General features: G+C 48.1%; 26 protein-coding genes, 2 tRNA genes and 1 pseudogene. 8 read left to right on the top strand and 21 right to left on the bottom strand.

Annotated features, from left to right (window positions below):
• Positions 1–209 precede the first annotated feature (209 nt).
• From HV832_RS10680 to HV832_RS10650, 7 genes are all read right to left on the bottom strand, one after another.
• On the bottom strand, positions 210–539 hold the full coding sequence (locus HV832_RS10680) for a hypothetical protein (RefSeq protein WP_176803815.1): 330 nt from the start codon (positions 537–539) through the stop codon (positions 210–212).
• A gap of 214 nt (positions 540–753) precedes the next feature.
• A complete protein-coding gene (locus HV832_RS10675; protein WP_176803814.1) occupies positions 754–1209 on the bottom strand; it encodes a hypothetical protein in 456 nt (151 codons plus the stop codon).
• 141 nt (positions 1210–1350) lie between these two features.
• Positions 1351–1788: a helix-turn-helix domain-containing protein gene (locus HV832_RS10670; protein WP_176803813.1), complete on the bottom strand. Its 438-nt coding sequence runs from the start codon at positions 1786–1788 to the stop codon at positions 1351–1353.
• A complete protein-coding gene (locus tag HV832_RS10665) occupies positions 1785–2021 on the bottom strand; it encodes a helix-turn-helix transcriptional regulator (protein ID WP_176803812.1) in 237 nt (78 codons plus the stop codon). The genes HV832_RS10670 and HV832_RS10665 overlap by 4 nt, the downstream gene beginning before the upstream one ends.
• Before the next feature lie 76 nt (positions 2022–2097).
• Complete coding sequence (locus tag HV832_RS10660; RefSeq protein ID WP_176803811.1) at positions 2098–2709, bottom strand: hypothetical protein; 612 nt, start codon at positions 2707–2709, stop codon at positions 2098–2100.
• A gap of 65 nt (positions 2710–2774) precedes the next feature.
• On the bottom strand, positions 2775–4031 hold the full coding sequence (locus tag HV832_RS10655; protein WP_176803810.1) for a tyrosine-type recombinase/integrase: 1257 nt from the start codon (positions 4029–4031) through the stop codon (positions 2775–2777).
• 165 nt (positions 4032–4196) lie between these two features.
• Positions 4197–4286, bottom strand: a tRNA-Ser gene (locus HV832_RS10650).
• A gap of 353 nt (positions 4287–4639) precedes the next feature.
• Here HV832_RS10650 and HV832_RS10645 point away from each other — a divergent pair.
• On the top strand, positions 4640–6409 hold the full coding sequence (locus HV832_RS10645; protein WP_176803809.1) for a GGDEF domain-containing protein: 1770 nt from the start codon (positions 4640–4642) through the stop codon (positions 6407–6409).
• A 90-nt stretch (positions 6410–6499) separates the two neighbouring features.
• Here HV832_RS10645 and serS read toward each other — a convergent pair whose 3' ends face one another.
• Positions 6500–7795, bottom strand: a complete 1296-nt coding sequence (gene serS, locus HV832_RS10640; protein ID WP_176803808.1) for a serine--tRNA ligase — start codon at positions 7793–7795, stop codon at positions 6500–6502.
• A gap of 167 nt (positions 7796–7962) precedes the next feature.
• Between serS and HV832_RS17315 the strand changes: the two are divergent.
• Positions 7963–8257: pseudogene (locus HV832_RS17315) on the top strand (integrase core domain-containing protein); the annotation flags it as partial.
• A gap of 92 nt (positions 8258–8349) precedes the next feature.
• Here the strand turns inward: HV832_RS17315 and HV832_RS10630 are convergent.
• From HV832_RS10630 to HV832_RS10605, 6 genes are all read right to left on the bottom strand, one after another.
• A tRNA-Ser gene (locus tag HV832_RS10630) sits at positions 8350–8439 on the bottom strand.
• Positions 8440–8584: 145 nt separating this feature from the next.
• On the bottom strand, positions 8585–9835 hold the full coding sequence (gene hemW / locus HV832_RS10625) for a radical SAM family heme chaperone HemW (RefSeq protein WP_176803807.1): 1251 nt from the start codon (positions 9833–9835) through the stop codon (positions 8585–8587).
• Positions 9832–10416, bottom strand: a complete 585-nt coding sequence (rdgB, locus tag HV832_RS10620; protein WP_176803806.1) for an RdgB/HAM1 family non-canonical purine NTP pyrophosphatase — start codon at positions 10414–10416, stop codon at positions 9832–9834. The genes hemW and rdgB overlap by 4 nt, the downstream gene beginning before the upstream one ends.
• A gap of 8 nt (positions 10417–10424) precedes the next feature.
• Positions 10425–11162, bottom strand: coding sequence for a ribonuclease PH (gene rph, locus HV832_RS10615; protein WP_176803805.1), 738 nt, complete (start codon positions 11160–11162; stop codon positions 10425–10427).
• A 6-nt stretch (positions 11163–11168) separates the two neighbouring features.
• Positions 11169–12110 carry a PP2C family protein-serine/threonine phosphatase gene (locus tag HV832_RS10610; protein ID WP_176803804.1) on the bottom strand — a complete coding sequence of 314 codons (942 nt, stop codon included), beginning with the start codon at positions 12108–12110 and terminating at the stop codon, positions 11169–11171.
• 96 nt (positions 12111–12206) lie between these two features.
• A complete protein-coding gene (locus tag HV832_RS10605) occupies positions 12207–13220 on the bottom strand; it encodes a serine/threonine protein kinase (RefSeq protein WP_176803803.1) in 1014 nt (337 codons plus the stop codon).
• A gap of 145 nt (positions 13221–13365) precedes the next feature.
• On the opposite strand from HV832_RS10605, the gene HV832_RS10600 reads away from it, so the two are divergent.
• The 4 genes from HV832_RS10600 (at position 13366) to HV832_RS10585 (ending at position 17645) form a co-directional block, all read left to right on the top strand.
• Entirely contained in the window at positions 13366–14274 is a 909-nt protein-coding gene (locus tag HV832_RS10600) for a YicC/YloC family endoribonuclease (protein ID WP_223827251.1), read from the top strand.
• Between the two features lie 119 nt (positions 14275–14393).
• A complete protein-coding gene (gmk, locus tag HV832_RS10595; protein ID WP_176803802.1) occupies positions 14394–15038 on the top strand; it encodes a guanylate kinase in 645 nt (214 codons plus the stop codon).
• A gap of 28 nt (positions 15039–15066) precedes the next feature.
• Positions 15067–15270, top strand: a complete 204-nt coding sequence (gene rpoZ / locus HV832_RS10590) for a DNA-directed RNA polymerase subunit omega (RefSeq protein WP_176803801.1) — start codon at positions 15067–15069, stop codon at positions 15268–15270.
• 50 nt (positions 15271–15320) lie between these two features.
• A complete protein-coding gene (locus HV832_RS10585) occupies positions 15321–17645 on the top strand; it encodes a RelA/SpoT family protein (protein ID WP_176803800.1) in 2325 nt (774 codons plus the stop codon).
• A gap of 172 nt (positions 17646–17817) precedes the next feature.
• On the opposite strand, the gene HV832_RS10580 is transcribed toward HV832_RS10585, so the two are convergent.
• Positions 17818–19176, bottom strand: coding sequence for a DUF3422 family protein (locus tag HV832_RS10580; RefSeq protein WP_176803799.1), 1359 nt, complete (start codon positions 19174–19176; stop codon positions 17818–17820).
• Between the two features lie 24 nt (positions 19177–19200).
• Complete coding sequence (gene greB / locus HV832_RS10575; RefSeq protein WP_176803798.1) at positions 19201–19749, bottom strand: transcription elongation factor GreB; 549 nt, start codon at positions 19747–19749, stop codon at positions 19201–19203.
• 187 nt (positions 19750–19936) lie between these two features.
• Between greB and HV832_RS10570 the strand changes: the two genes are divergently transcribed.
• Together HV832_RS10570 and HV832_RS10565 are read left to right on the top strand one after the other, a co-directional pair.
• Positions 19937–20584 carry a response regulator gene (locus tag HV832_RS10570; protein WP_176803797.1) on the top strand — a complete coding sequence of 216 codons (648 nt, stop codon included), beginning with the start codon at positions 19937–19939 and terminating at the stop codon, positions 20582–20584.
• A 29-nt stretch (positions 20585–20613) separates the two neighbouring features.
• Entirely contained in the window at positions 20614–22299 is a 1686-nt protein-coding gene (locus HV832_RS10565) for a GGDEF domain-containing protein (protein ID WP_176803796.1), read from the top strand.
• A gap of 15 nt (positions 22300–22314) precedes the next feature.
• On the opposite strand, the gene HV832_RS10560 is transcribed toward HV832_RS10565, so the two are convergent.
• The 5 genes from HV832_RS10560 to HV832_RS10540 form a co-directional block, all read right to left on the bottom strand.
• A complete protein-coding gene (locus HV832_RS10560) occupies positions 22315–23067 on the bottom strand; it encodes a TylF/MycF/NovP-related O-methyltransferase (protein ID WP_176803795.1) in 753 nt (250 codons plus the stop codon).
• On the bottom strand, positions 23048–23854 hold the full coding sequence (locus HV832_RS10555; protein WP_176803794.1) for a phytanoyl-CoA dioxygenase family protein: 807 nt from the start codon (positions 23852–23854) through the stop codon (positions 23048–23050). The genes HV832_RS10560 and HV832_RS10555 overlap by 20 nt, the downstream gene beginning before the upstream one ends.
• Before the next feature lie 68 nt (positions 23855–23922).
• Positions 23923–24681 (bottom strand): cephalosporin hydroxylase family protein, encoded by a 759-nt coding sequence (locus HV832_RS10550; protein ID WP_176803793.1) that lies wholly within the window; start codon positions 24679–24681, stop codon positions 23923–23925.
• Positions 24678–25493: an NAD-dependent epimerase/dehydratase family protein gene (locus HV832_RS10545; RefSeq protein WP_176803792.1), complete on the bottom strand. Its 816-nt coding sequence runs from the start codon at positions 25491–25493 to the stop codon at positions 24678–24680. Before HV832_RS10545 ends, HV832_RS10550 begins: the two co-directional genes overlap by 4 nt.
• Entirely contained in the window at positions 25490–25978 is a 489-nt protein-coding gene (locus tag HV832_RS10540) for an acyltransferase (RefSeq protein ID WP_176803791.1), read from the bottom strand. Before HV832_RS10540 ends, HV832_RS10545 begins: the two co-directional genes overlap by 4 nt.
• Positions 25979–25990 lie beyond the last annotated feature (12 nt).

Here is a 25990-nt window from a genome sequence, read left to right as displayed (position 1 = left end):
ACTTTTTCACATACTCCCCCAATGCGTGCAAACCTGCGTACTAACATGCGCGGTAATTAAATGTAAATCGTTCAGAAACAGATATGAAAAAATAATTTTTTACTCTATGAGAAGTACATTTTTGTGCAGTCAAAAACCACCGATAGGCTGCGCACTAAACCGAAAAATTAAATACTTTTTCATTAGCCATTTATTAATTTAGCGATACCTTATTTTAAAGGCTTATACTCAAAATCCGGCCTCATGCACTGGTTATAAACTTGATTTCCGGCAACTTCTCCATTTGCATTTGTAAATGCAGAATTGAAATAGACTAAATTAATTGCTTTCTTTATCCAATCTAAACTCAGTCCATCTTTCGCAAATCTTTTTAAGGGAGGTAAAGCCTCTTGTGGAGACATTCCAGAATTTCGTTCAGCAATTGCAATAGAAATCACGGCGCTTTTATAAATGCATATTTGTTGATTGTCTTTGGCTTGCGTTAAACTTAAATAAGTCAGCATTACTAGCAATAAAGATATTTGTTTGATTTTTTTCATCGTTCACTTTGACATTTAGCTGTCAATTTAATCATAAAGTAGAAATGAGTCAGAGGCTAATTCCAATTGGCTGTGGCAGATTAAATTTAAATCCTACTTATAAATGGTAACTTCTATAAAGCACTACGACAGTCGAATTAGTGGATAGCCCAATTTTCACTTTATAGCTACGACAAGCGTAGCTAATGAGGATTATTTACTTCGGCTACCGTAGCTATGCCGATATTTTGAATACGGTAGTCGTAGTAAGCGCATTACTTTTCTCCGTTTGTATTTCTGGCGCGGAGTGCTCCCAAGCGCCATACGGAAATGCATAAGGCTTTATGTCAAACTTAGGAGACGGATTTATTTTTATCCAAGTTATCCCATATAAACTACAAAGGTTGGGTCTTCGTCCTTTTCTCGTTTCCGCAATAAATCCGGCTGTTAGTAATTCCTTTTTTGCGGAATGTAGTGTTTCTTCAGACTTCCAGCCTCGTGGTTGCATAATTTTCCATGCGGCCGTGAAGTCGCCATTATTTCTGCCGTTAAACTGACTGCCAATATCGACAAGTAACTTTACAGCCTTGGCGGACAGTCCACGATATTTCAGCGAGTTTGAAACTTGATGTGGAATAGGAAAAAATCCACCGCTGATTTTGAGTTTGCTAGAGAGTTTTTCGCGCCCCATTTCATGCCTCTGCTATTCGTCGCAAATAGCAGTAAATACCCCACAACTCAATTAAACTGATCGAGCCAATATCACCATCAATACCTTTGTATGAATATCGAGCAAGCAAACATGCGAGTTCTTCTATCCAGTGATTTTCGTTCATTTAGCCACCTCAAAATCGAGTTCACCTTGAGGACTTTTGATATTGGACTCTTTACGTAATATATAGCGGGCAATACCTTTATGTATTAGGCCATCTGTGCCAACAATCGGCTCTCGCTTTGATAGTATTTGATGGCCGATTGCCTCCAATTCCTGAATGCGGGTCGCAATTCTAAAATAACCGCATCCCTCTCCTTCCTTTGTGTTAATACCCCTTTCACCAAGATACCTTAACACCTTCAATAACGTGGTAGTCTGGTCGTTAGCAGAAGCAGATTTTAGTCCAAGATTATTGGCTTCTAGTTCTTTCCTCAGTTTGCTGATGTGCTTATCCCCGCATCTAAGAAACAGCCCTTTTGATTTCACTCCGCCCACCAGCTTTGTAAAAGAGTCGCCTCTCTTGACGGAGGCAAATTGTTTTTTTGATTCAATCATTTGCGAACCTCTACTTGATAGTTTAAAGGGTCAGCAAAAAATTTATGTAATTCGCGGTTTGGGTAAGCTGTGCAACGCTCAGAAAACTTTACTGGCTGCGGTGCACGCCCAGCTTTGACAAGTTGACGAAATTTCTCACGGCAGAATGGCGAGAATGGAGCAATCTGACTCCAACGACTCATGCCGTCTACTGGAAGAGACTTGTTTGTTACAAGGTTTGATTTATTGTTCATAGTTGCCATTTCTTGGTTATTACCGCCAAAGTTTCACGGTAATGCCATTAGAAAAGGCAGTTGGCATCGAGCCCTGCTAAATGCCGTTTGTTTTTTTTATAGTTCGTATTTTTTTCCGAAATGTCCCAAAAGTGTAAGTCCCTTTATCGTCATTTATTTGAAAGTGATATCTACTATTCTGGCCTTTGCCTGAATCAGTCACTTTGTTGTCAGTCCATTCTTCTAGAGACACTTTAAAATGCGTCCAGATGGTCATTGGTTTTTCACCATTATGATCTCTTACGAGACGCTCAATTAATTCTGTGATAGTTACGTTATCGATTGTTTTTGGCCTTGCTTTGCTTGCCTTTGCTGAATTTGCCACTCTGAATTTCAACCCTGATTCTTCAAGTTTCTTTTTCTCCTCTTTCAGCATCGTGACAAGAGTTTCTTTTCTTTCCAAGTTTATTCTAAAATTTCTCTGGCTCTCGCATTCAATCATCTCGTCAACAAAGAACTTACGTCCATTACTATCCGTGTGCTCAATGAAAATGTACTGATTTAGTCCATTTTCATCATTCTCACGCGATAGTTCCCTAAAGTAAGCTCTTTCATTGATAACTTCTTGAAGCAATAAGTTGAAATTTCTATCAATGTCTAGGGTAGCAACTATAGATGCGGCTGTTATGGGTTTGTCATTCTTCTTCATGAATTTACTCTTTCCATCCTAGTAATTTTTCAAACGGCTTTGGTTCACGTTTAAATTGCTTTCAATTAAGCCATTTTAAATATCACAACATTGGAGTTATTCATCATACCGTCTAAGTAATCCGCCCAATGCTGCATCATCTTTTTACGTTCATCTAAGAACTGAGCGCGATCGTAAGCACTGGCTATTTTGTCTTTCTGGGCATGTGCAAGCTGGCGATCTACGGTTTCGTGTCGATAGCCTAGCTTCTCTTTTAATGTCGTCATTGCCAGTGCGCGGAAGCCGTGTGTAGTCATCTTGCCTTCATAGCCCATGCGATTTAATGCCATTCGTATGGCATCGCCGGACATTGGCTTTTCATGGTCACGCTGATTCGGGAATAGGTATTTACCGCCGCCAGTGTATTTATGTAGCTCGCGCAATAGCTCTTGGCCTTGGCGGGATAAGCACACATGATGATCTGTTTGGTCAGGATTAACGGTTAGCTTCCCGCGCTTCATGCGCTGCCAAGGAATAATCCATTCTCCGGTCTCTAAGTTAATTTCGCTCCACGGGGTAGTCCGTAGCTCACTGCTACGGACGAAAATCAACAGCATCAAGCGAATGGCAAACCGAGTAGGCAGATATAACCTTGCATTGTTCTCTCTAATGGCTGCAACAAAAGCGGGTAACTCCTCTGGTGCAAGTGCTGCAAAGTGGGAGCTTTTAACTGGTTTAAGTACGTCTTTAAGGTCTGCGGCTGGGTTCTTGTTCTCTATGCCGTGTTGGTTTGCAAAGCTGAACACACGGGCGCAAGTCGATTTAAGGCGGTGGGCAATCTCTCCAGCGCCACGCGCTTCTATCTTTCGCAAGGCCGCAATCATCTGGGGATGCGTTATTGAGGCAATAGGCAACTTGCCAATCTCTGGGAAAATATCTTTTTCCAACCTATTAATAGTTTCTTTGGCAGTAGTCGCGCTCCAAGCACTTAGGCGGTTTGCGTGCCATTCACGTGCAATCTTCTCGAAGGTGTTGGCGCTGGCGCTGGCTGATTCTTCTTTGGCTTTACGTCTCGCTTGTCCTGGGTCAATACCTTGCGCGATCAATTTACGGGCTTCTAGTCGCTTCTCTCTGGCTTCTGCTAGTGAAACCTCTGGATATGTCCCAAACGCTAAACGGCTCTCGCTTCCATTGGCTTGTCTAAACTTCATTCGCCATAACTTTGAGCCTGTAGGCGTTACCTCCAAGTACATACCGCCGCCGTCTGCCAGCTTATAGGCTTTTTCTTTGGGCTTAGCATTTTTGACCTGAATGTCAGTAAGCGGGGCGGCTATCTTTGGCATTTTGGGGCATCCTTTCGGTGGGGGCATGATGATGCCCTCAAGAGTGCCCCTAAAGAATATGGGTGTCAATGGGCATACTTTGCCGCAATGGACGTAAAAAAGCCCCTAAGTTATTGATTACTTAGGGGCTTTTTATGCAAACTTTGTAGTAGTTTGCGATGTTCTTGGCGGAGAGGGGGGGATTCGAACCCCCGATAGGTTTTACCCTACGCCTGATTTCGAGTCAGGTACATTCAACCACTCTGCCACCTCTCCGGCTCCGGTTGCTCACTATTAAAAGCGAAGCCTTGGAGTATAGCAAAAAAAAAGTTTCTTTCCTAGCCAGCTGCGCGCAATGATTAAAACAATACTCCTAAAATTTGTTGCCGCACTTCAATAATGACATGCGCCTGTCATATCAGGCCACTATATTCAGAATTATTACTTTTTCTTACCTGCACACCTTCATTTCCAGAAAAATGACCGCAGGCTGCACGAATTCCGAACTCTGTCCCATGAAAAATGCCACGCTCAGCACGCCGATGCAAGGTTCTGCCAAAATTTCACCGCTGAACGAACTATATATCAGTCTGGTACACCCTGTATTGCCCGAAGCCGGGGAGTCATCTATGCATTCACAGCTTTTACGCATTATCGAGCAACGCTCACTGACTGCGCGTTTTCAACCTATCGTGGATATGCAAAATGGCGATATTATCGGCTATGAAGGCTTAATCAGGGGACCATCTGACAGTTCTTTGCATGCCCCTATTAATTTATTCAAGGCGGCGGCCGACCACAATTTGACAGTGACGATTGAACACTTATGCAGAAAAGTCGTGCTGGAACAATTTTCAGCACAAAAATTGCCGGGTAAAATATTTTTAAACGTCAGCCCTGAATCCCTGATTCAGCGCGATACGCGCTACGGAGAAACACTCGATACAGTTCACCAACTCGGCATTTCTCCAGAGCGAGTCATTATTGAACTGACCGAATATCAGCCAACTCATGATTATGGCTTACTATGCGATGCTGTTATGCATTACCGTGAGATGGGCTTTGAAATTGCGATCGATGATCTGGGTGAAGGATTTTCCAGTCTGCGCTTATGGTCTGAATTAAAGCCAGATTACGTCAAAATTGATATGCATTTTATTCAGGGAATTGATCTCGACCCTGTTAAAGCACAGTTTGTCCGCTCCATTCAGAGTATTGCTGAAAAGTCCGGCACAAAGGTCATTGCGGAAGGAATAGAAACGCAGGCTGAGCTGATAGCGGTTCGCGATCTGGGGGTGGCATGTGGCCAAGGTTATCATATTGCACGACCGCATCCAGCTCCGGCAAAGATGATTTCTGCCGAAGTCATTAAGCTGCTGAGTTCGGATCAACAACTGATGTTTAAACGCCATGCAGGAGGTGTTGAGCAAATGACGGCAGTTGAAAAAATACTTAAAACATGCCCCACAGTACCATCAACGATGCTGAATAATCAGGTGGACGATATTTTTCTGCAAAATCCCAGGTTACAAATTTTGCCTGTAGTAGACAATGGCATCCCGGTGGGGATCATTAATCGTTATCACATGATTGATCGTTTTGCCCGTCCTTATCAACGTGAGTTATATGGCAAAAAATCCTGCAAGGTTTTTATGGATGCGCACGCCGTAGTAGTGGATAAAAATACGAGTATGCAGGATGTCAGCCACATTATTGTTGAAGCCAATCCTGAGCATCTGATTAACGGTATTATCATTACCGATCAGGGACAATACATCGGTATCTGCACAGGTCCGGATCTGATGAGGGAAATTACTCAAATGCAGATCACTGCAGCACGATACGCTAATCCATTGACGCAACTGCCAGGCAATGTTCCGATCAATGAACATATTGACCACCTCCTGAGAAAACAACAAAACTTCAGCGCTTGCTACTGCGATCTGGACCATTTCAAACCGTTTAACGATGTGTATGGCTACCGGCGCGGAGATGACATCATTCAAATGACAAGTGAAATACTGAAGCAGCACTGTGATCCACAACTGGATTTTATTGGTCACATTGGCGGCGATGATTTTATTATCCTGTTCCGGAGTGAGGACTGGGAACAGCGTTGCCAGGATATTTTGCAAAATTTTGCTGCCAGTATCGGAGATTTTTACAGCAATGATGACCGTGAACGTGGCGGTTACCTGAGCGAAGACCGACAAGGAAAAAAAGTTTTTTATCCCTTAGTCAGCTTATCGTTGGGCGTAGTGAAATCTCGGGCAAACAAGTTTTACTCTCACCACCAGATATCGATTGCCGCATCAGAAGCTAAAAAGCAGGCAAAAAAAATTCACGGCAACAGCTTGTTTATAGACCGCCGCTCCGAACTGGATTTAATCATCAGCTGACAGCAATAATTGTCGGTTTTACCTGCGACATTACCTGCTGCAATCGCCCATAAAAAAACCGCATCTGAGATGCGGTTTTGGAGATGTTGCTTATGCTGTGGGTACCAGTTTTGTGATACCTCCCATGTACGGCAGCAGCACCTCAGGAATGATGACGGAACCATCCGTCTGCTGGTAATTCTCCAATACAGCCACCAGAGTGCGGCCAACAGCCAAGCCGGAGCCATTTAAGGTATGCACCAGTTCCGGCTTACCCTGCGCATTACGGAATCTCGCCTGCATACGACGAGCCTGAAACGCCTCCATATTGGAAATGGAAGAGATTTCGCGATAGGTATTTTGCGCTGGTAACCAGACTTCCAGGTCAAACGTTTTCATTGCACCAAAACCCATGTCACCAGTGCACAGACTCATCACGCGGTATGGCAATCCCAGTTTTTGCAGGATTGCCTCAGCGTGACTAACCATCTCGTCCAGTGCTTCCATAGATTTTTCCGGATGAACAATCTGCACCATTTCAACTTTATCAAACTGGTGCTGACGTATCATGCCGCGCGTATCTCGACCATAACTACCCGCCTCAGAACGGAAGCATGGCGTATGCGCAGTCAGCTTCACCGGCAGCACATCGGCGGCCAAAATTTCATCACGTACGGTATTGGTCAGAGATACTTCGGAGGTCGGGATCAGATACAGTGTCTCACCCTCACCTTCTTGCCCGCCTTTTTTTACGGCGAATAAATCTTCCTCAAATTTCGGTAATTGACCGGTACCGCGCATCGAGTCGGCATTCACCATATATGGTGTGTACACTTCCGTGTAGCCATGCTCCATTGTTTGCGTATCCAGCATGAACTGCGCCAGTGCGCGGTGCAACCGGGCAATACCTCCACGCATGACGGAAAAACGCGAACCTGTAAGCTTGACTGCCGTGTCAAAATCGAGACCCAGTGCGGAGCCAATATCAACATGGTCTTTGACTTCAAAATCAAAAACTGGTGGCGCACCGACTTTGCGCACTTCCACGTTTGCAGTTTCGTCGTTACCGACAGTCACTGTTTCGTGTGGCAGATTCGGTATCGTTTGCAGAAATGCCGTCATTTGCGTCTGCACTTCAGATAAGCGGACTTCCGATGCCTTCAATTCATCACCGATTCCACCCACTTCAGCCATGACCGCAGAAGCATCTTCACCTTTTCCTTTGAGCATGCCGATCTGCTTGGACAAAGTATTTCGTTTGCCCTGTAATTCTTCAGTGCGGGATTGAATTTGCCTGCGCTCTGCTTCGAGCGCATTAAACGTCGTGACATCCAGCTGGAATTTACGGGTAGCCAGACGGGCCGCCACCGTGGTGATGTCTTTGCGCAGGAGTTGAATATCGATCATGATAATGTTGCTAACAGTAGAAAATAGTCGGGTCTGATATTGTAACAAGGGAAGCTCAAATTCCCTATTTTTCCAATTATTTTCCGACTAAGATTTCGCGCTGCCGCGAGGCTCCGTCAACGTTTGCACCAAACACTCATCTTTGGGGTGTACGAGTTTCTGTGTAAGGCTTGTGTATCGAGGCGGATTTCTCATTACAGGCCGAGTGCGTCATCTGTGCTTTGGATCAAGTCATCGAATGGCGTGGTGCACCGCAGGTGATTCCCAGTGACAATGGCTCAGAATACATCAGCGCAGTCACGGCTGAATGGGTTGCAAAGCGCGGATCAGACTTGAGTTCATTCAGCCGGGTTGCCCGCAGAAAATGCTTACGTCGAACGCTATAACCGAACGGCACGCTACGAATGGCTTGCTCAGTACCTGTTTGATTCAATTGAAGAGGTACAGGAATTCGCCACGAAATTAAAGCGCTACAAAATGGTAGCCGAATGGCACACTGATCAGCCCCAAAAAAATAAAAAGCCATTTAAAATCAATGGCTTATCTATTTATTTTGGCGGAAGCTGTGAGATTCGAACTCACGAAGGCTTTGACACCTCGCCAGTTTTCAAGACTGGTGCATTCAACCGCTCTGCCAAGCTTCCGAGCCACACATTATAATGCATTCTTATCAGTGGGGCAAGTCAGGCTGATTGAAGCTCCGTATTTATTCTTCACATCCGCTTTTGGATAGTTCTTCAGCATTGAAGTGCCATGTTTCGCAACATCAGGATTTCATTCAGAGAAATCTCAGAGAAATATTTGCTGCAAATCATTGAGAAATAATCGCCCCATCGGCGTTGGCATGATTTTTAAATGGTCGCGTTGAATCAATTGCTTTGCTTCTGCCTGCTGTAATTTTTTTTCAATAGAGTTCAGCAACAAGCCCGTACGCTCCTGAAACAAATGCACTGGAAAACCCTGGTTCAGACGCAAAGCATTCAGCATAAATTCAAACGGTAAATCCTGTTTGCTGATTTCTGCCGATTCCTGCGTTGCATTTCCTTTCATCGCCGCATCCATATAGGCTTTGGGCTGTTTGTATTTCATCTGGCGCACAATTCTGTGTGGAAAAGACAGTTTAGAGTGCGCACCGGCGCCAATACCCAGATAGTCACCAAAATTCCAGTAATTCAGATTATGACGCGCCTCTCTTCCGGGTCTGGCATAAGCGGAAACTTCATAATGCGTATAACCGGCATTAGCCATCGTCTGGTGAATCAAGTCCTGCATTTCAGCGCTCAGATCATCGTCGGGAATCGCTGGCGGATATTTGGCAAAATAAGTATTAGGCTCCAGCGTCAGATGATACAGCGACAAATGCGGTGGAGCGAACGACTGCGCGGTCGCAATATCTTGCCTGACTTCTGCCAGCGTTTGTCCCGGCAAGGCAAACATCAGATCCAGATTAAAGTTTTCAAAATGGGTCTGCGCAATATCTATTGCACGTCTGGCCTGATCTCCATCATGGATTCGCCCCAAGGCAGATAAATGTCCCGAATGAAAACTCTGAATACCGATCGATAATCGGTTGATCCCACTGCCCCGGAAAGTGCGGAATTTTTCTGCCTCAAAAGTTCCGGGATTCGCTTCCAGTGTGATTTCAGCAGCATTGTCTAAAGGAAGCAGACTGCGGATATCTGACATCATCTGGTCAATACCTGAGGCTGATAACAGGCTTGGGGTACCGCCGCCAATAAAGATGGTGTAAATTTTTCTTCCCCAGATCAGCGGCAAAGATGCCTCCAGATCTGTGCGCAAGGCATTCAGGTAAGCTTTTTCATCAAAACCACCCTTCACTTCATGCGAATTAAAATCACAATATGGGCATTTTTTGACACACCATGGGAAATGTACATACAGAGACAAGGGTGGCAATGCGTTTAAATGCAGGTCGCCAGGTGTCAGAAACTGGCTGGCAACAAGCTGGGGAATATCGGACAAACTGGTTGCCTGCTGTGTTGACTCCGTTTGTGGCGATATAGGTTTGATCGGAATCATTTTAATTTTTCAAACAGGGCTTTTAACGCTTGCCCGCGATGCGATTTCTGATTTTTTTGCTCTGCTGTCAGTTGTGCGACGGTCATTCCCAATTCCGGAATCAGGAAATACGGATCATAGCCAAATCCGCCATTCCCCCTCGGTTGATCAAGGATTTCGCCTTTCCAGATACCGTCTGCAATCACTGGCTGCGGGTCATTTTCTGAGCGAACCAAAACCAGTACACAGTAGTAATAAGCCGTTTTATCGGCTTCGGATTGCAGTGCTGCAACCAGTTTCTGATTATTCCTTTCGTCTGATTTCGGCTCTCCCGCAAATCTGGCAGACAATACGCCGGGAGCGCCGCGAAGCGCATTCACGCAGATGCCTGAATCATCCGCCAGTGCAGGTAAGCCCGTCAGTTTTGCCGCATGACGCGCTTTAGTTAGCGCATTCTCGATAAACGTGCCATACGGCTCTTCTGCTTCCTGAACCTGAAATTCTGACTGTGCGTGCAACTCTATCCCTAACGGCGAAAGTATTTGATAAAACTCTTTCAGCTTTCCCTGATTATTGGAGGCTAATACAATTCTTCTGCTCATGATGCTGTTCAGTTTCCGAGTAAGCCGAGTACCTGTTTTTGCAAATCGATCAGATCGCTGATGCCATTCTGCGCCAGATCCAGTAACTGATTCATCGTATTCCGATCAAATGCCGCACCTTCCGCTGTGCCCTGCACTTCGATGAAATGACCTGCCTCAGTCATGACCACATTCATGTCGGTATCGCAACCAGAATCCTCAACGTAATTCAGATCCAGTACAGCTTGCCCCTGATATACCCCGACCGATACCGCCGCCACAAAATGCCGCAATGGTACCTGTTCGATAAGCCCGCGCACTTTCAACTGAGAAAAGGCATCGTAAGCTGCAACCATGGCGCCCGTAATCGATGCTGTGCGTGTTCCGCCATCAGCCTGTATCACATCGCAATCCAGATGCAGCGTCCGCTCGCCAAAGGCTTCCAGATCGAAGGCTGCTCTTAAAGAGCGCCCGATCAGGCGCTGGATTTCCTGAGTACGTCCAGACTGCTTCCCTTTCGCGGCTTCACGATCCATGCGCATATGCGTTGAACGCGGCAACATGCCGTATTCCGCAGTCAGCCAGCCCTGCCCTTTGCCTTTCAAAAAACCAGGTACTTTATCTTCGATGCTGGCGGTGCAGATAACCTGCGTGTCACCAAATTCAATCAATACGGAACCTTCAGCGTGTTTCGTGAAATGGCGACTGATCACGATGGGGCGCAAAGCATCCGTTGCGCGTCCATCAGGGCGTTGAGTAATAGACATAAATAGTTAAGTTTTTGAAGTAATACGGGAAGATTTGTGAATGGCATTGCGTATTTCAGCAATGGCTTTTTCAATCTCGGCATCGTTGAACATATCCGGCTCACCATTTTCAACCGGAATATCCGGATCAATCTGAACCTGAATCGTCGTAGTGATAGAACCAATTGGCAAGGTGTTGGTAGAAATAATGGATGAGTCCTCAAGACGGTCATCACCTTCCCACATCATGACAAGCGCTGTCGCATTGTCACTCTGTTTACCGGCAATACTGACGGCAGAACGGATCAGCTCAGGAATTGCACGGACAATCGTGTTTTCGTGCAGTTTTTGCGCCAGCATATAATCTGGCAACATCGACCAAAGGCCATCAGAGCACAATAAAATCAGGTCGCCCGGCTGCAATGCCGCACGGCGGGATAATTCAACAATCGGGGAATTCGGCGCACCGAGACAATTGAACAGCTTATTCCGATCAGGATGCGTATGGCGCTCAGCCGGATCCACTTTGCCCTGCGCAATCAGCGTTTCAAGCCGGGAATGGTCTTTGGTACGCAACAGGATCTGCCCCTGGCGCATCCAGTACAAACGAGAATCACCGCAATGCGCCCAGTATGCGTAACCGTTCTGAATCAGGCAAGCGACAATGGTGGTTCTTGGTGTTTCCGGGAGATTATTCATCGCCCGGTAGCGATGAATTTCCTGATGGGCGGCCAAAAAGCTATCTTCAAGAAAACGTTCCGGACGCGCAATGAATGGCTGCGCCTGCTGCTGGAATAAAGACCCGATCGTCTGCATGGCGATTGCTGCAGCCATTTCCCCCAGAATGTGTCCGCCCATGCCATCTGCCAGCAGCAACAAAATAGCGTCACGGGTAAAGCTGTACCCCATGCGGTCCTGATTCACTTTACGACCGCCGATGTGGCTCTCTTGATAAACGGAAAAACGCATGGATAATCAGACTGAAAACAATGGGGTCAAATTAAAAATTTCAGAGTAAATGGTCTGCACAGTCATCCCATGCACCGGGGAACACCAATTTTATATTCAGTTCAGGGTACTTTCCTGTATGGTTGTATGATCGCCATCCGATCTTTTCTTTTTGTCCCGGCGAAACAATGATGATACAGCGATCCTGGCTTTTTCCAGCATGCCTGGTTCGGGTTGAGGCTGCGCCTTGGTTGCCAGTGCTTTTTGCAGTGCAAAAACGCTTTGCGGGCGCTCTAGCGGATCCATTTTCAGACACCAGCGCACCACTTCAATCAGCTCGGGCGAATACATCCCTTCCAATTTACGATAATGCGCCTCCATTTTATCTTGCGTCTTGCGCTGATCAGATGGTTGCGGTGGAGCGCCTATCATACAAGCAAATATAGAAGCTCCTATACTGTAAATATCTGTCCACGGCCCCAGATTTCCATTTTTTTGATATAGCTCAGGCGCGGCAAAGCCAGGAGTGTACATAGGGTATAGCTTGGGAATGTCCGTTTTCAAAGTCTGGCGCGCAGCACCAAAGTCCAGCAAAATCGGTGTTCCGTCCAGACGCAGATAAATATTCGCAGGTTTCAGATCAAGGTGAAGCAGTTTATTGGTATGCACTTCGCGCAAACCGTTCATCACCTGATTAAACATCCTCCGGACAAAACGCTCTGACACCAGCGGCTTTTCGCCTTTATCGCGCCGGCGCAGGATGTGTTCCTGTAAAGAACGGCCAGACTCATACGCCATGACCATATAAACAGTCTCGTTCGCCCGGAAGAAATTGATAACACTCACAACATTTGGGTGAGAAATACGCGCCAGTGCCCGTCCTTCCTCAAAAAAACATTTCAACCCGATCCGGTAAATCGGCAAGTTTTCATTAGAAATAGCGGGAACCAGTTCCCCTTGCTGGCGCAGCGCGAGCGAACTCGGCAGATATTCCTTGATTGCCACCGCATTGCCATCTTCATCCGTCGCCAGATAAACGATACTAAAGCCACCGGAGGCAATTTTCTTTACAATGCGGTATCCGGCAATCTCCAGCCCATCTGGTAAAGGTGCGTTGTTTTGTGCGGCCATTGCTGTTCCAATCCTTTAGATAAAGGGGATTGTGTTGATAATTGGGATATTTGTAAAGACTATATCTTGTTTTACACAACTGCTTTCAATACCTCCTCACTCTGGTCACTCATAAAATATTACACAAATTTCCAAAGGATACATTTTGAGTATTTACAGTATGACTGGTTATGCTACCAGCACCCAGGAAACCGAAGCGGGAACCATGACGATTGAAATCAAGAGCGTGAATTCCCGCTTCCTTGATCTGCAGTTCCGCATCAACGATGATTTCCGCTCTGTAGAAAATCTGTTCCGGGAAGCGGTCTCGCGGCGTGTTGTCAGGGGAAAAGTTGAATGCCGCTTCAGCTTTGGTAAAAAAAATAATGAAAATAACAATAAAGCTCTCAACCATTCCCTGCTGACACAACTAGCCGCATTCCAGCAAACACTGCAAGGGCAGTTTCCACAGGCAGCGACATTGAGCGTTAATGAACTTCTGCGCTGGCCTGGTGTGATCGAAGAAGCTGAAATCAACACCGAACATTTGCAGCAGGCGATCAGCCAGACCATCCAGCAGACACTTGATCAATTCATCATCAGCCGTGAGCGCGAAGGCGCAGCACTGGGGCAGGTTTTGTTAGGCTGCATCACCTCGATGGAAGCCATCGTCGAAAAAATCCGACCACTGCTACCGCAGGTCTTGCAGCAGTTCCAGCAAAAATCCATTACACGCCTTGAAGAAGCATTAGGATTAGCTGCTCCCGACGGTAACTCAGCCGCCATTTCGCGAGAAGAAGCCATGGACCGGATCCGACAGGAAGTGACGCTATACGGTATCCGCATTGATGTCGCAGAGGAACTGTCACGCTTGTCTGCCCACCTGACGGAAACCCGGCACATCCTGCAAAAAGGCGGACAAGTCGGAAAACGTCTCGATTTCATGATGCAGGAACTTAATCGTGAAGCAAACACGCTGGGCTCCAAGGCCGCGCTGAAAGAACTCGCAGACGCTTCAATGGATTTAAAGCTGTTGATAGAACAAATGCGTGAACAAGTGCAGAATCTTGAATAAGCGCGTACATTTGCTTATACTCCCGCCGATATTTTAACGGCGGGAATATTTCCCAATCCAGAGAAAGCGGACCATCCGGCCATTTTCCGCCGGAAATTATCGTTCCTCAAAGGTTACCTATGCTTCCCATCACTTCCACATCCGGCAGTCTCTTTATTGTCGCTGCACCATCGGGTGCCGGCAAATCGACACTGGTCAATGCATTACTGAGCCAGGAACCGCAAATCAAGCTCTCCATTTCATACACCACACGCCCGCCCCGGCCTGGTGAACAGAATGGCCGCGAATATCATTTCACCACCCCGGAAGACTTCCTGGCCAGAAAAGCGCAGGGAGAATTTCTGGAATCTGCAGAAGTACATGGCAATTATTATGGCACTTCCCGTCTGCAGATTGAAAAGCAGATGCGTGCCGGCACCGATGTGCTGCTAGAAATCGATTGGCAGGGTGCGCAGCAGGTGCGCAAACAGTTTCCGGATGCTGTTGGGATATTTATTCTCCCGCCATCGATTCCCGCACTCGAAGAGCGTCTGAAGAAGCGCGGTCAGGACGAACCTCTCATCATTACACGCCGGATTCTGGCGGCAGGCGGCGAAATGGCGCACTCTCCAGAGTTCGAGTATGTTATTATTAATCAAGATTTTGCCACTGCGCTCTCAGAATTAAACGCGATTGTCAAAGCAACACGATGCCGCTTCACCCAGCAATCGGCCCGTAACAGCGCGCTGTTTGCACAGCTAGGTATACATGCAAACCCCAATTAATCATCCATATCAGTCATTAGGAAACATCATGGCACGTATTACTATTGAAGACTCTCTGAAACAGATCCCTAACCGGTTCCAACTGACTTTGTGCGCGACTTACCGTGCACGCCAGCTGCTGCAAGGCCATACGCCGAAGGTGGAGTCCAAAGACAAGCCAACCGTGATCGCACTGCGTGAAATCGCGCAAGGCAAAGTCGGTATTGAAATGCTCAAGAAAGTCCCTGTTTAATCTGGCTGTAACCGAAGTACTGCATAGTATTACTGGCCGGGAGTCGCATCATGAACGTCGCCGAATCTGCACCGTCGTTGACTGCCACTCCGGCTGTACCGGTGACTACGTCCGCCGACCCGGATGCGGCTGAGGGTAACACCGCCAAGCCTGTCGCCCGTAGCTCCAAAAAATCCGTATCCGTCAGCTCCACCGCTTCATCCCCTTCTCAATCATCCTCTACCATTGTTGGCGTTGCTTCAACCAGTGCGCTCAGCGCCCGGCTGGCAGAATACATGTCGCCGGCTGACCTGAAACTGGTCAAGGAAGCATATCGTTTTTCTGATGAAATGCATCTGGGACAGGTCCGTAAATCCGGTGAACCTTATATCTCGCATCCGATCGCGGTGGCGGAAATCTGTGCTGAATGGAAGCTGGATGTGCAGGCCATCATGGCTGCGCTGCTGCACGATGTGATGGAAGATCAGGATGTCCAGAAGGAAGAACTGATTGAACGCTTCGGCGCGCCCGTCGCCACGCTGGTCGATGGCTTATCGAAACTGGAAAAAATTGAATTCCAGAGCCAGATTGAAGCGCAGGCCGAAAATTTCCGCAAGATGCTGCTGGCGATGGCGCGCGATGTGCGGGTGATTCTGGTCAAGCTGGCCGACCGGCTGCACAATATGCGCACGCTGGCAGTCATGTCGCCGGAAAAAAAACGTCGCATCTCACGGGAAACCATGGATGTGTACGTTCCGATTGCACACCGGCTCGGACTCAATAATATTTACCGGGAACTGCAAGATCTCGCGTTTTCACATCTCTACCCGATGCGCTACCGAACGCTGTCCAAAGCGGTCAAGGCAGCGCGCGGCAACCGGCGTGAAGTCGTCAATAAAATCCTGGAAGCAGTGAAAATTACGCTGAAAGAAGCCGATATCCGCGCAGAAGTCTATGGTCGCGAAAAGACGCTGTACGGCATTTACCGGAAAATGCATGACAAGCACCTGAGTTTTTCCCAGGTATTGGATGTGTATGGCTTTCGCATCGTAGTCGACAATTTCCGGGAAAGCTATTATGCGTTGGGAGCGCTGCATGCGCTGTACAAGCCTATGCCGGGCAAGTTCAAGGATTACATTGCGATTCCGAAAACGAATGGCTACCAATCACTGCACACCACGCTGATCGGTCCTTACGGCACGCCGGTTGAATTTCAGATCCGCACACAGGATATGCATCGCGTCGCCGAATCCGGTGTGGCAGCACACTGGCTGTATAAAGATGACGATGGCAGTCTGACCGATCTGCAGCAGCGCACCCATGCCTGGCTGCAGTCGCTGCTGGATATTCAGAAGCAGACTGGTGACTCAGCCGAATTTCTGGAGCATGTCAAAGTCGATCTGTTTCCCGACTCAGTCTATGTATTCACGCCAAAATCCAAGATTATCGCCCTGCCGCGCGGAGCGACGGCATTGGACTTCGCCTACAGCATCCATACCGATATCGGGGACCAGGCGATCGCTACCCGCATCAATCATGAGCCGGTGCCGCTCCGCTCTGAACTGAAAAACGGTGACATCGTCGAGATCATCACGTCACCCAATTCACGCCCGACACCTAACTGGCTGACCTATGTGCGTACCGGCAAAGCGCGTTCTGCGATTCGCCATTATCTGCGAACCATCAATCTGAGCGAATCCACCGAACTCGGCAAACAATTGTTGGCGCAGGCACTGGTAGCAGTCAACCTGAATCCGGAATTACCATCCACACTGATCGACAAATTGCTGAATGAATCAACGGCCAAATCGATGGATGAAATCTATACCGACATCGGTATTGGCAAACGCATGGCGGCACTGGTGGCGCGCCATATTCTGGATCTGGTCGAGGATGATGCGCCCTTCCCGTTCCAGCAATTCGGAGACAAACACGCGTACAAACGTGATCCGGTCATCATTTACGGTAGCGAAGGTTTGTCGGTGCAACTGGCTCCCTGTTGCCTGCCGATTCCCGGCGACGGCATTGTCGGCCAGCTGAAACGCGATCAGGGACTGGTGGTACACAGCGACGATTGCGAACATGCGAAACGCCTGCACATCAAAGAACCCGATCGCTGGATTGATGTGACCTGGGGCGAGGAACTCAATCGCAGTTTTGACACCCGGATCGAGGTCACCGTCACCAATGAACGTGGCGCGCTGGCACGTATTGCTGCTGAAATCGGCGAATCAGAAGCGAATATCAGTCATGTCAACATGGAAGATGGCGATGCCAACGACATGACCCATATCCACTTCACGATACAAGTTGAAGACCGCGCCCACCTCGCGCGCATCATGCGCAACATCAAGCACTTAAGCGGCGTGTCACGCATTCTGCGTGAACGTGGCTGAAGTCTATTACCTAGCTACGTCAGCCTGCCAGCAATATACTCCCCTCGCTTTTAAGAAAAAATACCCTGATGCCCTGAAAGATAAAGGGTGTTTAAATATACTCCCCAGGAGTATATTTAAATAATTGAGTATCATCTTCTGAGTACCGTAACGCCGACAAGCCTGACAACACTTAATGCAGGCTTTTGTGCATCCTTCTCAAGCCCCACCAGACAGCCAGCGCAATCACAGGAATCAGCAAACCTGTCAACATATCCGGGTTGATATTGACGCCCAGAGCTTTGAGCCCCTTTCCGGCATAGGAAAATAATCCGGCCACATAATAACTGATTGCTGCCACCGACAAGCCCTCTACCGCCTGCTGCAAACGCAGTTGCTGGGCTGCGCGCTGATTCATACTTTGCAGGATTTTCCGGTTCTGCTGTTCCTGCACAATGCCGACGCGGGTGCGCAGCAGGTCATTGGTGTGAGCAATCCTCGCCGCCAGCGCCTCCTGCCTTCGCACGATCGCTTCGCAGGTGTGCATGGCCGGAGCCAACCGCCGCTCCATGAACTCAGCAATCGTCGGAATTCCTTCAATCCGGCTTTCGCGCAACTCATCAATCCGCGCATTCACCAGACTGAAATAAGCTTTCGATGCAGAAAAGCGGTAGCTGTTTTCCAGTACCAGTTTTTCGATCCGGGCCGCCAGATCAATGATTTCCCGCAGCATCTTCTGTTCGGCATCTGTATCACTCAATTCGCCTTGCTGACCGCTCGCAACCGTCATCGCAGCGGTCAGCTGCACCAGCTCGTTCTCAATCGCACTGAGTACAGGTGCCGCGGCCTGCGCCTGTGGCAAACCGAGCAATGCCATCATGCGGTAAGTTTCAATTTCCAGAATACGTTGTATCGTCCGGCCCGGCTGCTGATCCAGAAAATCCTGATCACATACGATGAAACGGCTGAAGCCATCTGCCTGAATCAGGAAATCGGTCCAGACCTCACCACGCTCAATCACCTTGCTGCCGACCAGCACTCCACCTTCAAACACGCCATGCAGCAGATTTGCCGGTCCGGCCCAGAATTTGGTCGCAGAAATCAACGCCACATGCGCCGCCACCATGACTTTTCCTTCCAGAGAAGCCAGCCATTGCTGCGGAACATGGCGCAACGGAACCTGATCGAAAATCCGCTCAACCTGCTTCAATGAAGGCGCCGCTTCGGCGCCGGATTCATCCGGATTATCGAGAAAACTATAGGTGGCAAATTCAGTATGACATTCCCACTTCAGCCGGAAGCGCCCAAAATCATGGAAAAAATATTTGGCACCGGCTGCCGGAGCAGCAACACCGAAATGCGTGCAAAAATCCGTCAGGATCGCCAGTTGCTGCGACAGATTATCAGCACCACTTTCCCCTTCGTCATGCGTGAAAATCGCAAAATGGGTCAGCAATTCGGGAGAACGCAGGCGCAACGATGGACGGGAATGAATCTCCGCTGCCAGTGGTATGCGCAAAGGATGATTGATATGTGTGTAATTCAGCGCCATGATGATCCGTTTCAAAATGAGAAATCAGCCCGGATAACTCACATCCAGTATCGTCAGCTCATCGGTTCCCAGCGGAGTTTTCAGCGTCACCACATCACCGATGCGTGCTTTAGTCAGCGCCCGGGCGACCGGTGAAATCCAGCTGATCTTCCCCTGCAAAGGATCAAATTCATCCACACCGACAATCGTCACACGCATTTCTTCTCCTTGCAGATTTTCATAAACCACGGTCGCCCCGAAGAAAATCTGATCCGATCCATGATGAACGCGAGGATCAACCACCTCCGCGATATCCAGACGCTTGCTCAGGAAGCGAATACGGCGGTCAATCTCACGCAAACGACGTTTTCCATAAATATAGTCACCATTCTCAGAACGATCACCATTCGACGCTGCCCAGGAAACGATATTCACTACTTCAGGTCGCGCCACGTCAATCAGATGCAGAAACTCATCTTTCATACGCTGATGCCCCTCTGGGGTCATGTAATTTTTGGAACCGGCCGGTATGGGAGGTGCACCACCCTCCTCATCCTCATCCACGTCGGTTTCTTTGATAAATGCTTTGCTCATGTTGATATTTTATCGGAGTCCGTCAAATTTATTAGTATCTTCTTACCACCACTATGTCATCCCTTATAAAATAAGCGATAAGGCGGCACCGATCAACGCGTGCGGCAACCGGCATGACCCGATCAGGATTGTTCGCGCACACTTTTGCGTCAAAACACTACTGATCTGAAACAGAAATGGACCAGGCATGAATGAATATGCATCAATAAAAATCATTATTACAGACGACTGCGCCATCGTCAGGGAAGGAATTAAAAGCATTATCGCAACAACCAGCGACATGTCATTAACAGGAGAAGCCAGCTCAGGAAGCGAGGCGATCCGTTTGTCACGCCAAATGGATTACCAGGTTTTATTGCTGGATATTGCGCTGGCGGATAAAAATGGCATTGAAGTACTGAAACAGATTAAAACAGAAAACCCAGCCATTCAGGTTCTCATGTTTTCGCACTATCGTGAAGATCAGTATGCCATACGTTGTTTAAAAGCCGGTGCGTCAGGTTATCTGAATAAAAACTGCGCGATCACCGAATTGCTGACGGCAATCCGGCAGGTGGCCGGCGGACTGAAATATATCGGCCCGCAGCTGGCGCAGGCGCTGGCCAACAACCTGAATCAGGAACACGAAGACGAGCCGCACAAAACCTTGTCAGACCGTGAATTTCAGACCATGACAATGATCGCTTCCGGCAAATCTGTGAGCGACATTGCCAAAGAATTATCTTTATCAGTCAAAACTATCAGCGAATACCGTTCCAGAATTTTGCTGAAGATGAAATTGCGGCACAATGCAGAACTGACGCATTATGCGATTAAAAATCAGCTTGTTGATTAATTCGATTCACGATGAATGGCAGGGCAATCATGTCCAATAAAATCCCACCTTCACAAGCCAAAAGTCCGACCGACATTGCCCGGGAAACCTTCCGCCAGCTCGCTATTCAGCGCATTGCACCGACACCGGATGCCTATCGCAAACTGTATAACGAAATCGCCGGTATCCCGGATGAAAATCCGTTGACGGACACCGATACGGTACAGCATGCAGACAACGGGGAAACAAAAAATCCCGTCTCCGAAGCTGAAAACCTGTTGAACAGCTTTGCGGCCAGCCTGCAAAACTCAAACAGTGATTTGTCCACTTTCGGACATCGCTTCAGCCGTGCCGTCAAAACAGGCAACTGGGAAGATTACGCCAAAGGGCTGGAACTGCTGACTCAGCACATCACCAGCAGTCCGGCAGTTTCCGCCACAACAGCCGCGACTAACGCCCCCCCCTCCGTTTCTCCAGCAAGCTCTAATCTGATGGCTACCGGCATATCGCTGGTTGACGCGCCGGCAGAAGACCCCCGTCAGAAACTGCTGAAAGATTTACTCTACCGGACGCTGACGCTTGCACTCAGCTCTCTGCTGAAGTCCAATCCACCGCTCGCCAGCGAATCCGAAGCATTAGGACTCGCCGTCAGGGATGCCGACACGGAAGCAGCATTAAACCAGGTCGGCCAGCGTCTGAAGCAGCTTTGTTTTCAGATCGAACTGCAAAGCGGCGACAGCGCCGAGCAACATGAATTGCTGTTGCGCCTGTTCGATCTGCTGCTGACAAATATTCACGACTTGCTGGACAACGACAATTGGCTGCGCGGCCAGATAGAAGTCGTGCAAAACCTCATCTCAGGCCCGATTGACCACCGCGCATTGCAGGAAGCAACCCGCAGCCTGAAAGACGTCATTTACAAACAGGGCGTTCTGAAAAACAGCATTTCCGAATCCAAGACCTCCGTCAAAAACATGATGGAAGCCTTTATCGATAGACTCAATACCATGGTAGCCAGCACCGGCGCCTATCAACAAAAAATGGATGCTTATGCCGGCAAAATCAGCGCGGCACGTGATGCAAATGAAGTTACCAGTCTGATCAGTCATATTCTGGCAGAAACCAGAGTCGTTCAGAACGAAACCTTGCGCTCACGCGACATCATCATTGCCGCACAAAAGGAGGTGGCCGAAGCTGAAACCAGGATTAAAGAACTGGAAAATAAACTGGCTCACATGAGTGAACTGGTGCGCGAAGATCAGCTGACCGGTAGCCTGAACCGGCGTGGCATGGAAGACATTTTTGACCGTGAGGCAGATCGTGCCGACCGTCGCAACACACCGCTCTGCGTTGCATTACTGGATCTCGACAATTTTAAAAAACTGAATGATGTTCACGGCCATGCCGTCGGGGACGAAGCATTGGTACATCTGGTCAGGATTGTGAAACAAACCCTGCGCTCGATCGACGTCATTGCCCGTTATGGTGGTGAAGAATTTGTCATTATCATGCCAGAAACCGGACTGGATGAAGCAGCGCAGGCAATGATCCGCGTACAACGGGAGCTGACCAGACATTTCTTTACCGCGAACGATCAGCGCCTGTTCATCACATTCAGCGCCGGAGTTGCCATGCGCGCACCGCGAGAACCACAGGAGATCTTACTGAAACGTGCAGACAAAGCCATGTATGAAGCTAAACAGACGGGTAAAAACCGGGTGGTGAAAGCCATATAAGCATATGGCATAAGCTTACTCCAGCACTGCCCAGGCACAGTAAGGTTGATTGGGGTCTCTTCTTAATCTGAGCTGATTTAAGCCTATTGTTTCCATCAGAGCCAAGGTCTCTCCGGGGAAGCGGGGACAATTCAGCTCATCAAATACCAGCAATGACCCTTTCACCAGTCGCGGCAATATTTGCTGCAAAACATCTTTGGTCGGTTGATAAACATCCATATCAAAAATTGCCATAGAAATCACGGCATGCGGATTCGCTATCAACCAGTTTTTGATGGTCAATGAGGCGTCCCCCTTAATCAGTTCAAATTTTTTAATATGGCTGATCGGCGATAAACTCTCATGCAGGCTAAGAATTTCCTCCAGTTGTTCCGCATAATCGTCCATGCTGGAATAATCTCCTTTTGCTACGGCAACGCCATCCTTTTCATGCGGCGACTCAAAGCCGGTAAAGGTATCAAAACCAATAATCTTCCTCGAATAATTATATGGTTCGATGATAGCGCGCAAATTCGACAACAATGCCAATGATGCGCCCCATTGCACGCCAAATTCGCAAATAACACCTGGCACATCTTTAATCAACGAATACAGTTGATTAAAATATAAAATCCGTGACAGTGAAATCCGCTTAATAAACAAATTGGAGTGCAAATTCCAGTGTGGTCCCATATGAGGGACGATCTTGTCACGTAATGCCTGCAAACGTTCATCCGCATTCGTCTCGAACTCACTACGATTTAAGGATTCACCGAGATTTGTTTTCATATCGCACACTCAAAGGATGGATAAAGCCGGGATAGCTCTGATAAAAAATATTTTTCTTGTCCCCTGTCGGACACCCCGCTTCGAGAAATCCGGGGTAAGCCAAATCAGAAATTCTGATCTGCGCAGTCCACCTGACTCTCCCTGACATATTTGGCAAACTACGATGCAGCATCATTTGTTTGAACAAAATGAGATCACCAGGGTCAGCCTCCACAGTGACAGGGGTCGATGTGACATCCTCATCAAGGGATAAATCCCGTTGTAAAAACTGACGCTGCTCTTCGATTAACTTATCAGATATTTTTTTGTAAGGATGGATCCCAGTCTGATGACTGCGAGGTATTAATTGCACAGTTCCATGATGCTCATCAACTCTGCTGAACGGTATCCAGGCTGTCACAGCATTAACGGAGCCAAGCAAATAGAGCGTATCCTGGTGCCAATCAAACAAATGTTTGATATCGTGTGGGCGGTCATAGCGCATATTGCAACACCCCATCAGTACGGGTAATGTCAGACCCAGTTCCCGACATGCTGTAAGTAAATCGAGATTCCCTGACAATCGACTCAGGCAAGGTAAATAATGCAGACGGTCGTAGAGTTGCGACTGTTTTTCCGGAGTCATTATCTCTGGCTGATAGGTGTCAAAATCAAATTCTTTCCCAATAATGAATTGACCGATTTGATTAATTTCTTGCCTGACTTCATGGAATAACCCGACATTAAAAAATTGAGGTAAAACAATATAGCCATTTTCTTCAAAGAATTCTTTTTGTGAAATATCCATGTTTTACCCTTCTATTTCGTCCCGGTATTGCATTGAGGAATAAAGCACCATCAATCTATCCGATGCAATTAACCAATCCGCTTTAAAAAACCATCTGGTGCGACGGTAATCTGCAATTTATATTGCATTGCCCGATCAATCATCCATTCAGGATGAGACTGCAGATAGGCGTGAACGGCTGATTTAGGACTATTGCCCGGATGCCACGGGCGATCATCAAACACATCTGCCGGCACATCTTCGACAAACGTATCAAATACCACGCAATAGCTGTCCTTCGTTACCAGCGGGGCATAAGCATTCAGTTCTGCCAGTACATGTTCATGGGTGTGATTCGAGTCGAGAAACACCATGATTTTCTGCTTGCCTTCAGCCATTTTCTTTACCTGAGCAACGACATCTTCGGCAACACTGGAACCTTGCAACATCGTGATGCGTCGTGACATCGGATGCTGCAAAATCGCCTGCCGGTTATGGTCGCGAATATCGATATCGATGCCGATCACTTTTGCATCAGGATTACCGCCGCAAGCAGCGATCAGCTCCAGCATAGAAGCAGAAAAAATGATGGAGCCGCCATGTGCAATGCCAGTTTCAATGACCAGATCCGGCTGCACCTGCCACAACAATTCCTGCATCGCGATCATATCAATCGGATTCTGGATAATCGGGCGGCCCATCCAGGAAAAGTTATACACGTACTGCCGGCGCATGCTCTGCTCAAGCCAGTCGCGTGACTGCGCCTGAAACGCCTGATCCTGTCCAAGTTTCTCGATACGCTGCGCTCTTTCGAGTTCGAATTGTTGCGTCGGATTATTTGGATTCATGATTCCTCGTGATAGAAAGAAAAAAGAGCCGGTAAGTCTTTCTCCAGCCCGTGTTGAGCAGCACCGAATTCGGCGAATAATTTGCAGGTATCAATAACCGGGAAAGTCAGCTCAGGAGCATCAGCAGCAAATTCGCACCCGATACCCTGCGCCTCAAGAAACCTGGCGATACTGGCGTGCGTCGTATTGCTGCCACTCGCCAGATTGTAAATGGACTGCCTGCCATTCAAGGCAATTAACGGTAAATAACGCACCACATCCTGCACGGAAATATAGTCCTTTTGCGATTGCCGGGCGCTGCGGAACAACACTCTTCCGGTTTTAGCTGATTCACGCAATATTTCCGCCAGAAAATTTTGTGCGGGCATCTGTGTGCCATAGACGTTCGACAAACGGACAATGCGCACGGGACGCTGACTCGCAAGGCACAGGCTTTCCCCCATTAATTTAGAAAGGTTGTACAGGTCACCCGGTACATCAGAGCGCACATGCAGGGTTGCGTTTTCACTGGTACTTTCCGCTCCGGAATAAACGCGGGTGCTCGACAGGTAAGTCAGGCTGGTAAATGTGCAATGCTGTAATACCTGCGACAGCAGGTTGACATGCGCCTCCACCGTTGCAAATGGATGCTGGCGAAAATTGGCAGTCAAGCCTGCACAATAAAACACATGACCAAGCTCTTCTTGTTGCGGAACAGGATCATTTTTCCCGCTGACCCGATATTGCCATCCGGCCTGAGTCAGTGCCGTCTGCAAATGTCTGCCGACAAAGCCATGGCCGCCGATCAGCGTTGCCTGCATTGATGCGCTCATTGCCGCATTCCGATCTGACGCAATGGATTCCCGGCATGGACTGTGTATGCCGCAATCTCGCCACGGACAATTGCACCGGCCCCGATAACGCATCCCTGCCGCAAAATAGCGCCATCAAGAATGACGCAATTTGCGCCGATCCACACATCATCCTCAATCACGATGCCGCCTTTACCCGGCAAAAAGCCTTGCTGGTTAATGCGACGACTTTTATCCTGATAAGCATGGTTCACGGGAGCAAAAGTGCAGTTGGCAGCAATCGCGACGTCGTTACCGATACGAATGCCATTACCAGTGTATAAAACACAGCCGGAATTGATCACGGTACGCTCACCGATCAGGACATCGCCACTGCCGCCGGCAGGTTTAAACTTAACGAAGCTATCAACCGCCGAACCAGCACCGATCAGTATCCGGGTTCCCCGGACCGAATCTTCGATATCCGCCAAAGGAGATATTTTTGCTTCAGGATGAATTTCTATCATGCCATCGACCTT

The organism is Cognatundibacterium oligocarboniphilum, assembly GCF_013377855.1.
GTDB classification, from domain to species: domain Bacteria; phylum Pseudomonadota; class Gammaproteobacteria; order Burkholderiales; family Burkholderiaceae_D; genus Undibacterium; species Undibacterium oligocarboniphilum.
Note: the sequence above shows the minus strand (reverse complement) of the source record. Positions and strands in the feature narration are given on the sequence as shown.